This window comes from uncultured Nostoc sp., from assembly GCF_937863485.1.
Taxonomy (GTDB): Bacteria; Cyanobacteriota; Cyanobacteriia; order Cyanobacteriales; family Nostocaceae; genus Nostoc.
This window is the reverse complement of record NZ_CALMFY010000242.1, coordinates 1-10,836: the sequence shown is the minus strand read 5'-3', so window position 1 is coordinate 10,836 and position 10,836 is coordinate 1. Positions and strand designations below refer to the sequence as shown.

General features: G+C 43.0%; 8 protein-coding genes. 3 read left to right on the top strand and 5 right to left on the bottom strand.

What is annotated here, in order from left to right:
- Window positions 1-232: 232 nt before the first annotated feature.
- A complete protein-coding gene (gene argB / locus Q0541_RS33025) occupies window positions 233-1,129 on the bottom strand; it encodes an acetylglutamate kinase (RefSeq protein ID WP_298921083.1) in 897 nt (298 codons plus the stop codon).
- A gap of 440 nt (window positions 1,130-1,569) precedes the next feature.
- Here argB and Q0541_RS33020 point away from each other — a divergent pair, with 440 nt between their 5' ends.
- The gene (locus tag Q0541_RS33020; RefSeq protein ID WP_298921081.1) at window positions 1,570-2,172 is read left to right on the top strand and encodes a Uma2 family endonuclease; all 603 of its coding nucleotides are present in this window, start codon (window positions 1,570-1,572) and stop codon (window positions 2,170-2,172) included.
- An 11-nt stretch (window positions 2,173-2,183) separates the two neighbouring features.
- Here the strand turns inward: Q0541_RS33020 and Q0541_RS33015 are convergent, their stop codons facing one another.
- The gene (locus Q0541_RS33015) at window positions 2,184-2,729 is read right to left on the bottom strand and encodes a shikimate kinase (protein ID WP_298921079.1); all 546 of its coding nucleotides are present in this window, start codon (window positions 2,727-2,729) and stop codon (window positions 2,184-2,186) included.
- 1,132 nt (window positions 2,730-3,861) lie between these two features.
- On the opposite strand from Q0541_RS33015, the gene Q0541_RS33010 reads away from it, so the two are divergent.
- Window positions 3,862-4,056: a hypothetical protein gene (locus Q0541_RS33010; protein ID WP_273768857.1), complete on the top strand. Its 195-nt coding sequence runs from the start codon at window positions 3,862-3,864 to the stop codon at window positions 4,054-4,056.
- 19 nt (window positions 4,057-4,075) lie between these two features.
- Here Q0541_RS33010 and Q0541_RS33005 read toward each other — a convergent pair whose 3' ends face one another.
- From Q0541_RS33005 to Q0541_RS32995, 3 genes are all read right to left on the bottom strand, one after another.
- A complete protein-coding gene (locus Q0541_RS33005; RefSeq protein WP_298921077.1) occupies window positions 4,076-4,777 on the bottom strand; it encodes a LapA family protein in 702 nt (233 codons plus the stop codon).
- A gap of 531 nt (window positions 4,778-5,308) precedes the next feature.
- A complete protein-coding gene (locus Q0541_RS33000) occupies window positions 5,309-5,929 on the bottom strand; it encodes a flavin prenyltransferase UbiX (RefSeq protein WP_273768855.1) in 621 nt (206 codons plus the stop codon).
- Between the two features lie 17 nt (window positions 5,930-5,946).
- The gene (locus tag Q0541_RS32995; RefSeq protein WP_298921070.1) at window positions 5,947-8,301 is read right to left on the bottom strand and encodes a ribonuclease R family protein; all 2,355 of its coding nucleotides are present in this window, start codon (window positions 8,299-8,301) and stop codon (window positions 5,947-5,949) included.
- Window positions 8,302-9,309: 1,008 nt separating this feature from the next.
- Between Q0541_RS32995 and Q0541_RS32990 the strand changes: the two genes are divergently transcribed.
- Window positions 9,310-10,197: a hypothetical protein gene (locus Q0541_RS32990; protein WP_298921067.1), complete on the top strand. Its 888-nt coding sequence runs from the start codon at window positions 9,310-9,312 to the stop codon at window positions 10,195-10,197.
- Window positions 10,198-10,836 lie beyond the last annotated feature (639 nt).

Sequence of the window (10,836 nt, the reverse complement as noted above, 5' to 3'; positions counted from 1 at the left end):
ATCAAAGACTCGCCCACGAGTATCAAAGACACGCCCACGAGTAAAAAAGACTCGTCCACGAGTATCAAAGACTCGTTCGCCAGTATCAAAGACTCGTCCACGAGTAAAAAAGACTCGTTCACGAGTAAAAAAGACTCGTCCGCGAGTACCAAAGACTTGCGTGCGAGCAAAAAACGAATCTTAATTTACACAAAATTACAGTTACAAATCATTCTCCCCTGCTCCTCTTCCTCTACGATGTAAACTGCGAACCGAGAATCATCGTCCCAATCCCAACATCAGTAAAGATTTCTAGTAATAGGGCGTGGGGAATGCGACCATCGATGATATGTGCTGCACGGACTCCTTGAGCAAGCGATCGCACACAGCAATTAACTTTAGGAATCATCCCACCGCTGACTATACCATTGACAATCAACTCGCGGGCTTCACGAATATCTACTTTTGGAATCAAAGTAGATTGGTCTTTGTAATCTTTTAAAATTCCACTGGTGTCAGTCAGTAAAATTAACTTTTCTGCTCCTAGTGCAGCAGCGATTTCTCCAGCTACAGTATCGGCGTTAATGTTATAAGCTTGCCCTGTCTCGTCTGCGGCGACGCTGGACACTACCGGAATATAACCATTGCTAGCGAGGGTGTCCAAAATCTTGATATTCACATTGCTGACTTCCCCCACAAAACCGATACCTTCTTGACCTTGGGAACGGGCTGTAAATAGATTACCGTCTTTACCACAAAGTCCTACAGCCAATCCACCAGCTTGGTTAATCAGTGAGACAATTTCTTTATTGACTCGACCAACTAAAACCATTTCCACCACATCCATTGTGGCGGCATCAGTGACTCGCAGACCATTCTTAAATTGTGGTTCGATTCCCAGCTTATCTAACCAACTGTTAATTTCTGGGCCACCGCCGTGGACTACAATTGGACGCAAGCCCACGCAGGATAAGAATACAATGTCGCGCATAACTTTGTGTTTGAGTGTGCTGTCTTTCATGGCTGCGCCACCATATTTGACAACAACAGTGCGACCGGCAAATTGTTGAATATAAGGTAGTGCTTCGCTTAATACACGCACACGAGTGGCTTCAGCTTGCCTGATGTATTCAGAATCGTTGACCGTCATGAGGAGCCTAACAGAGAGAGTTAAAACGTATTTCAGTCAGTGTAGAAGACTTTGTAACTAGTCACAATCTTTGATGCCAAATTCTTCACCACGTACACCCATCGAGTACAACAGCAATGGCAACTAATGCTGAGTTAAGAGTAACCAAGACCGCATAAGCCAAAGTTGAAAAGGGTGATATCGGGACGTGCTTTTAATGTCTAGTTGGCATCTCGTGCAGTGCCATTTAGAAGAAGTTAATGATCTTCGTTCCATCGGGCAAAGTAGTGTTACAGAAAATAGCTCCCTCAATCCTTGGGTTCTCGATCCCACCAGGGAGGTAAATTTCGGATTGGCTTAGATCAACATCGCTCAAGTGAGCTCCCTTGAGCGATGGTATAGGCGATCGCTTCTTCAAGCCTCTAGAATTAAAATCATTCGGCTGAAGCTAGGGAATGAAAATGACCACGCTGCTAATTCAAACTGAAAGCACACCCCTAACAGTAAATTTCCCCTCGCTGGTGCAGATGACAAATGAGCAGTTCTACGAATTCTGCCAAGCTAATGGAGATTTGCGAATTGAGCGCACTGCTAATGGGGAAGTCATCATTATGCCACCAGGTTTTTCAGATACGGGCAACCGTAACTTTAACATTGCTGCACAGCTTGGGTATTGGACTGAACAAGATGGCACTGGCATAGGCTTTGACTCCAGTGCAGGTTTTACGCTACCTAATGGAGCGATGCGTTCCCCTGATGCTTCTTGGATTGAAGTGGAGCGCTGGAACGCCTTAACAGATGCACAAAAAGCCTCATTTGCACCAATTTGTCCCAGCTTTGTGATTGAGTTACGCTTCTCTAGCGATCGCCTGATAAAATTACAAGACAAAATGCAGGAGTACATCGATAATGGTGCATCACTAGGCTGGTTAATTGATCGGCAGAATCGAAAAGTTTACATTTACCGGACTAATCGAGAAGTTGAAATTTTGGAAAATCCCGAAGCAGTTAGTGGTAATCCAGAATTACCAGGGTTTATCCTACGGATGGTCAAAATTTGGTAAATTGAGTCTTGCTAATGAGAAACTTGTGTTTTGAGAACACTAGGAATCGCCTCAAGTACTCGCTTGGCAACGTCTTCAGGTGTATCTCCCTCTCGCTCGGTGATGTGCAAATCGGCTTGAGAGTAAAGTGGTGTTCGTTGTTCGAGGAGCGATCGCAATTTACCCTTGGGATCAACATCTTGCAGCAGTGGTCTTGTGCTATCCTCAGCTAAACGGCTGTAAATTAGCTCCACCGGCGCATCTAGCCACACTATCAAACCGTGGTGCAAGTAGCCCCAATTTTCTCGCCGCAGTACAATGCCCCCACCAGTTGCTATAGTCAACTTTGTAAAAGCACAAACTTGTGAAAGCACGTCGCTTTCTAACTGGCGAAACCCTGCTTCACCAACTTGTGCAAATAACTGATTGATAGATTTACCTGTTGCTTGGGCAATGACATTATCGGTATCTACAAACCCATAACCCAGTTCCTTTGCCAGTAAGCGCCCTACTGTCGTCTTACCAACGCCCATGATCCCAATTAAGTACAGGTTAACTCCTTGTAATAAACTACTCACCAGTCGCTTCGCTCCAATTATGAATTTTCTTAACTTCTAAATCCTAACTTTTTACTCTACTTCACATTTCTGAGTTTAAGTTTAGGTTAATTGGCTATGATTGCATCAATTGCTTGGTTACTCAGCATTTATTCTACGTATTTATATAATCCATTAGAAAGATAAACTCTAAGAGGATGTTTGAAAAGTATAAAATGTCATGCCCAAGGGAGCGCCAGCGTAGTGAAGCATCTCACAATTTAACAGAAAATCAGGATTCTTCATTCCACTTCGTTACGTTCAGAATGACGAATTATACCTTTCATTGACTTTCAAACATCCTCTAACAGTACTGCTACTACGACTTTGATAAACTACATTAGTAATTTCCGCAGAAGTAAAACCACAAAGTAAACTTCTAAGGGACTGACAAAAAATAAATTATCCAAAATTATTTGTACATTTGTAAGGGATCTTGGCCTTGTGCCCCGACGAGAGGATGTTTTTTAACTGGAAGTCCCTAAGGAATTTATTTTCAACGGGCATTAAGGTTTTTCCCTTTGTGGATATCAAATTTACGTATGACTTTTCTAACTTTATATTGTTTTTAGCTTATATAAATTCCTCTTCTATTTGAGTTGAATCAACTGCTGTTATTACTGTAATTAATGTATTTAAAGTAGGGGATCTTGGCCAAGATCCCCTACTTATGCAATAGATTAACGATTTTTCTGTGAAATTACCATAAATAATAAACGATGAATTTCTCAGGAATGTAGTAACTTTCCTGAAGTAACTTGGTAATTGCTGCATAGCGATCGCTATACTTAACGAAAAAAATAATATAGCTTGTTTGAAACTTTATTCAAACAATTCCTGTCTATCTAAATAATCGCGACTTTCACTCTAGTGTGTAATTATTAAGTGTACTCAGTACTGTGTTATTAACAGCACAGACTCCTTATTCTAAAAGTTCAGTTATAACAAGCCTTACTCAATTAAATGTTCCTGATAAAGGTGTAAATGATGACTTATTTACCGCGCTCGTTTAAAAAAGCTTTGCAAAGAAGTTGAAGTTTTGGTACAAAGACTACTGCATATTTCACCCCAATAAGCCTGAATGAATAAATATAGTATGAATAAGGTGTCAACTATGACTCGAATTCGTGACGTTGTACAGAAAGCTTTAGCAACTGGCTATTTGACAGTAGAAGCTGAAAATCAACTCCGACAACTGTTGACTACCCGATATGACTTGGAAGATTTTAATGCTTTCATGACTTTACAGGAAGCTGCCATGATTGGTAAGGTCAAGCAAGAGTCTAGAGAGCGGTGTGGCATCAAGTAGAGACGTAGCCTGCTACATTTCACCGACGGGAGCGCTTATCATCATCCTCAAAATCATCATCATCATCAAAAAATTCCCAATCATCATCATCTGCTTGATTGGTAGTCGGTGGCTGATAAGGGGGGATAATTACCCGGTAATCAGCATCGTAAATTGATTCAGTTTTTCCCGCAGCCGTATTTTTTGGCTCACGGTAGTTGTAGGAGTAAACTGAACCAGACTGAGAACTGCTTTTGGCTTCTGATTGACGTTCGTAAGTTTTAGAGTCTCTAGGCTGTTGAGCTTGAGGATTAGGGGTAGGCGCTTTCTCTGACTTTTCATCAAAGTTCCAATCATCATCTCTAGTGCCATTTGTCTCCCAATCATCAAATACATCACTAGTAGGCTGTTCTTTTTTACTAGCTGGTGGTGGAGGAGTGACAGGGCGAGATGTCGGTTCTTCTCTTTGGGTTGCCTTAGGACGAGGCGAAGTTGCGCTTCGGCGGTCTGGAGTTTGGCGTTGTCCTCCCACAAAATAATTGGATAATTTAAACAAGGTAGCAATCAATATAGATGTGAAAGCACCAGTAGCACTACTGAACAAAATCCATATCGCTAGTGGTAATGGTTGAGTTCGCACGCCCAAAAATACTAGCGATAGGGGAGGTGACCAATTTTGGACTAACAACAGCGTTAGTACTCCCAGTACCGCGACCAACAGAATTAAGCGAATTACAGCCATAGGAATTTTGTCAGTTGTCAGTGGTTAGTTGTCAGTTATCAGTTGTCAGTTATCATTCTGATTATTCTAGGACTTATACAAAATCATCAAAAAACGTAGACGCGTTGGCGCAGCCTCTCGTAGAGAAGCGGCTTCTTGCCGCAGGCTACCGCAAAGGACGCAAAAGACGCTAAGGAACAAGAGTTTCAGAAAGTTCTTGCCTAAGTCCTATATTCTTCACTAATTACTGTTCACTGATTACTGACACTATGGGCCATCTCTATCATTACCGCTCGGACAAAGAAATCTCTAAAAAGTTACCCTCATATTGCCAACACTAGACAACTACGTTTGTAATCTTAGACCAAATTGCTAAAACTACTGGGATAAATAGCAATCTCACTATCCCTTCATTAGCTTTAGGTATTATGCGAGCTATATTTATACTTCCATCGGTATCGGCGTTAATTATCCTGCCAGTGGAAGTTTTATATAAACCGCGCTTAATTCGCTTGCCCTTTTAGGACTATTATGAAATTTCCGATGAGGGCGTTAGCGACGACCTTGCCACCGCTGAATTGGGATGCAGTCAATATCTAATTGATCTAAAGCTCGGGCAACTACAAAATCAACTAAATCCTCGATGGTTTGGGGATTATGATACCAGGCGGGAATAGCGGGGACAATTCTCACTCCAACTTCTGCTAAAGAGGTTAAGTTACGCAGGTGGATGAGGCTAAAAGGCGTTTCCCGAGGGACAATGACCAGCTTTCGTCCTTCTTTGAGTTGGACATCCGCTGCCCGTTCTAGTAAATCAGAACTCAAGCCAACCGCTAGCTTTGCCACTGTGCTCATGCTGCATGGAATAATTATCATCCCCAGAGTGGCAAAGGAACCACTGGCAATCCCGGCTCCAACATCACCCCAAGGATGGCAGCGGAGTTTACCCGAAAGTGAAACTCCAGCTTGCTCTCGCCAGAATTGTTCTTGCGCGGTTGGTTCTGGTGGCATCCGAATTTCCTGTTCTGACTGCCAAACCATGTAAGTAGATTTAGAGGCAACCAATTCAATGCTGTAATCCGCTTCTAGCAAAAATTTGATCGCGCGAACAGCGTAAATCAGACCAGATGCGCCCGATACGCCTAAAATTAGAGGTTTGGTGTTGTTTGACACGAAAATTTTAGTTGATTTTACTCATCTTCAGAGTAAGGGTCTAGGTCATCAGGCTCAATGTCATTTGGTAAATAGAGGTCTGAAAGCTCGTCATTGGAACCATTGCCAGTTAAAACTTTGGCTACACCATCGCTGCCGACTGTTACCAAATCAATTTGCTGACGGTAGTAATCGACACTCTTAACTTGCACGGCGACGCGATCGCCTAATCTATAGGAAGCGCGATTTTTGCGACCAAACAGTGCCTGTTGTCTAGCACGATATTCATACCAATCGTCTTTGAGAGAACTAACGTGTACTAATCCTTCTACCCTCAAAGGCACACCAGGATTACTGCTGGACTCCACCTCGGCTGCTGCGACTTCAATTTCCACAAAAAAACCGTAGGATTGAACACCAGTAATTACGCCTTGAAATACCTGACCAATCCGCTGCTTCATCAGTTGGGCTTTTTGCAGTCCGGCTAAATCGGCTTCAGCTTCTTGGACTTCTTTTTCTCGGTCGTTGATTTGGACAATTACCCTAGTTAAATCGCTTTGGAGTTCTTGTTGCAATTCTGGGGGTAAAACGTTCCAGTTAATTTCCTCATGGCTGGAAGAGTGGCGGAGGTTAACGCGTTCTCTAACACGGGTATTGCGGCGATCGCGTCCGTTTTCGAGTAGCGTGTAATACACTCTCTGCATGAGCAAATCTGGGTAACGCCGCAAAGGGGCACTAAAGTGGATATATTGCGGTAGTGCCAGACCAAAGTGAGATCCTTTGGTGGTGCTGTATGCAGATGGCTTGAGGGTATCTTGCAATAAGTAAGTAAGAACTTGCTCAGAGGGAGATTCAGCAAAAGCTGTGGTCAAATGTTGATAATCTAAGGGTTGGATATCGACTTCTGGATCTAGTGTTAGGTCAACGCCTAAATTGACTGCCAATTTCAGCATTTCCTGGACATCTTCGACATCGGGTGTGCCTTGGACTCGCCAAATAGCGGGAACACCAAGGGCATTTAAGTGAGTTGCTACCAGTTGATTAACTAACAGTACCAACTCCGTGAGTAGCGATCGCACTGGTAAATCATTCACTACCACAGCGCCGAGAATCCCCTCATCATAATAAGCGTTTTGGCTAGGCGGCAGATTCAACTGGAGGCTGCCACGAGTCAACCTTATCTGTTTCACCGCTGTTTGCAAGGCTTGGAGGTCTTGCAGGATCTGCGAAACCTGTGGAGATTGATCTTCAGCTTTACCTGTAAGAATTGCCTGGGCTTGTTCAGTACTCAGTGCTGTTTCTACATTGATTACACTGGGTTGAATTTCCCACTCCAACACTTGTCCTGATTGGGGATCAATTGTAATTAAAAAAGAGATGGTTAAGCGATCGCTCCCAGGTACTAAAGAACAGCGTTCAGCCACACCTGGTGGCAAAATTGGCAGCACTAATTCTCCTAGATACACTGATTTGCCCCGTTTGAGTGCTTCTCTATCTAGGGCTTCGTCAGGTTGGACATAGTGAGAAACATCGGTGATATGAACGCCCAAAAGCCAATTTCCGGCTAAGTTTTTTTCTAAACTAAAAGCGTTTTCTATAACTTTGGTGTCGCCATTTAGCCCTTCAATGGTGAGAGTAAACAAATTACGCAAATCCAGCCGATTTTTCAGGTCTGCTTTGAGCAGCTTTTTGGGCAACTTGGCGGCTGCATCTAGCACATTATCCGGGAAAGTGCGGGAAAGGTCGTGTTTGCATGTTACTAAATCTATATCAGCAGCAGCTTCGGCATCGCTGCCGAGGATTTGCACCACTCGACCTAGTGGAGGATATTGTGCCAACGGGTAACGCAAGACTTCCACATGGACAAGGTGATCGATCGCTTCTGACAACTTCGCTTCGTTAGGTTGGATCTTGAGTTCAAACAGCAATCGATCATCTAAGGGCACAGCCCGGAAACCGCTTTCCACCTGCTTAATTCGTGCCAGTAATGTGTGGTTAGAACGTTCTAGAATCAGCTTCACCTCTCCTTCGGGAGAGCGACGGCGACTGCCTTCTTTGAGAACTCTTACCAAAACGCGATCGCCATTCCAAGCATTACTCAGATGACTTTCGCGGATGTAAATATCCTCAGATCCTTCCACATCTTGAATAGCAAAGCAAAAGCCTTTACTAGAACAACGAAGTTTTGCCTCGATTATTCCCTCTTCTGAGACACGGCGATACTTACCCCGTTCTTTTACTAAAATACCGATTTTTTCGAGAACATCTAAAGCAATGTGAAGTTTTTGTAAGCTTTTTTCATCTTCACAGCCAAGTTTCTTTTCTAAAACCTTACGAGCTACCAATTTATCATCGGTGAAATTGGCAAGGAGTGTAGCGATTGAAAATTCCATGCAGTGAACCGACCTTTGGTCAAAACATCATTTTTTGTTTAATCTGGTTCTTTTCTGTATACCCTCACGGCTTACAGAAACAAGCTGGAAACGAATTGCCCTGAGGCAAAGCTTCCTAAGTTCTAAGGAAAGAAAGCCCAACCCAGCCTTGCAAGAAACTACTCCCGCAGTTGCGAGCAAAGGAAGCCTACCCACGGACAACTCTGAGCGTCTACGAACTTCTCACTGCACAATGCTCTCAGAGTTCGCCTGCGTTCAAGTCTCTTCACCTAACCAAACTTCAGATTGCACGCCTGATTAAGATTTAGCCCCGCTAGGTAATTACGCGACGGGTTTTTGAGAAGTTGGATTTAGAGAATCCATACTGCCCAAAAGCGCTATGCAGGGGAGCCACTGCGCTCAGAGGGGTCTTCCCAAGTGGAGCAAGTGGCGTGGAAACTACAGGTGTTTGATTGTCTAGAGTGAAGGTAATTTTACGCCATTAGACTCTGATTTGAACTAGGAGGAACTGCCGATGAACCCAATTTTCCCACATGTAGAATCGGTAACAATTAGGTAATCAGCTTAATTAGCAGTGAGGGCGAACCTTATCTTCATTATTGTAGATTTAGAGCGCACTTCCAGAAAATAGTTCTAGATATCGAGTTGGATTATCAGTATAACATTGTAGGCAAGACTACCCAGGTAAGTTAGCACTAGTCAAAAATTTCGTCAAAAAAGAGCTACTGCTACAATTAGGACACGGAACAAAGCAAAAATATCACCTTGATCGCTCAAAGCCGGAATTTTCGCTCAGAATGAGGGATTGAAAAAGGTAGAAATTTTATTGTGATCACAGCATCAGTCGTTAGCGGACATTTTGCTTTCAATGCTACTCGCACGCGATATTATTGATAGACATCCTGAGTATCGAGTGGATGTAAATTAAAGTAAGGGCAGTTTACATCGCTTGAGCATACAGGCAGTATCGACCCCGTTATTAAAAAGATTTAGATTGGTAGCAGTATTATGTTGGCTCAATTCCAGAGCTTGTATCCCAAGGGCAGTCTTATTTCTGAATTAGTGCAAATTTTTCAAGGAAAATATATTGTCCGGGCAAGCGTGCAAATTGAAGGCGTAACCCGTGCTACGGGTATGGCAGCGGCAGAAACAGTAGAAGCAGCAGAAGACCAAGCCAGAACGAGGGCGCTGATAGTTTTGGGTATTACAAATGCGCCACCCGAATCAGTGGCATTTACCTCAAATCCAATTTCCCCAGCCCAGCTAAACCCTTCCTTGAACACCAAAGGTGGATTGAATGAGGCTGCTGCCTATTCCTCTGCAAAAGATGAGGATTTTGTTAGTAGTCAGTGGTCAGTGGTCAGCGACAAAGAAATATCTATCCCACCTTCCAGAGTCCGCAACATCAAACCAGAAGTAGTAACAAGCAGTAACGAACAGTACGGCTACAGCGATGCTGTGCCCCTATCAAACGATACCTATAGCCAGGATTTAGGTCAAAACTTTCCTGTGACTGCCAACCGGGAGCTAGAATTTGATCCTCCAGTTGAAAACTTGGAAATAAGTTTTGATAACCAGGTGGAAAATCAGACCTTTCCAGCAATTTCTGCCAATAATGTCACACCATTTACACCTCGGAGTTATAGCCCTCAAGAGGATGTCGCCACCCCGTCAGTGACAGGAAAGAGAAAGAAGAAAGCTGAACCCGTGGATTTATCGGATGTAATTGCTAAAACAGATGTCGAACTTCAGCGTTTAGGCTGGACACCAGAACAAGGACGCGAACATCTGATTAAAACCTACGGTAAGCGGGGGCGAACTTTGCTAACTGAAGAAGAATTGCATGGATTCCTCAAATACCTCCAATCTGAGCCAGACCCATTAGCGGGATTTTGATTAGTCAATAGTCATTTGTCTTTTGCAATTGGTAAGGGTCAATCAGAAAAGACATAGGCTATTGAAATACTAATGAAGCTATGGAACCCGTGGATTTATCTGAAGTAATTGCTCAAATAGATATCGAAATGCAGCTACGAGCCTGGACAACAGTCTAGGGACGGGAATATCTTAAAAAAACTTATGGGAAGCGATCGCGTTTTTTGCTGACCGATGAGGAATTGCAGGAATTCCTCCAATACCTGCAATCTTAGCCAGACCCAATAGTAGGATTTTGATTTCCAACTCATAAATCTAGTTTTGAACTTCTAAATCTAGTTTTGAACTTCTAAATCTAGTTTTGAACTTCTAAATCTAGTTTTGAAATCGGAAATTAGCTTCAGGACTTGTAAATCAGGTTTTTAAGTTAAAAATATGGTTTAAAAATCATCAAGCTCTTAGTTTATACAAATTACAACAAATGTATCTGCATTTCTCTTGATTGCTAATTTTAAGGCTCTAAAAGTTCTGTAGCTTTGATGTGGCTGGTGCATCAATACGGTTCGGATAAGCTCTTGAGGCAGGGGAGGAAAAACAGTTATTAAACAATAGACCTCTTGCATAAGTCGAATAGACCCCCCTTAATCCCCCCTTATAAAG

What these genes read in the sequence shown, in the direction of transcription:
- Q0541_RS33010 (WP_273768857.1), top strand. Translation starts at nt 3,862, where the DNA reads ATGACTCGAATTCGTGACGTTGTACAGAAAGCTTTAGCAACTGGCTAT.
- Q0541_RS32990 (WP_298921067.1), top strand. Translation starts at nt 9,310, where the DNA reads ATGTTGGCTCAATTCCAGAGCTTGTATCCCAAGGGCAGTCTTATTTCT.
- Q0541_RS33005 (WP_298921077.1), bottom strand. Translation starts at nt 4,777, where the DNA reads ATGGCTGTAATTCGCTTAATTCTGTTGGTCGCGGTACTGGGAGTACTA.
- Q0541_RS33020 (WP_298921081.1), top strand. Translation starts at nt 1,570, where the DNA reads ATGACCACGCTGCTAATTCAAACTGAAAGCACACCCCTAACAGTAAAT.
- argB (WP_298921083.1), bottom strand. Translation starts at nt 1,129, where the DNA reads ATGACGGTCAACGATTCTGAATACATCAGGCAAGCTGAAGCCACTCGT.
- Q0541_RS32995 (WP_298921070.1), bottom strand. Translation starts at nt 8,301, where the DNA reads ATGGAATTTTCAATCGCTACACTCCTTGCCAATTTCACCGATGATAAA.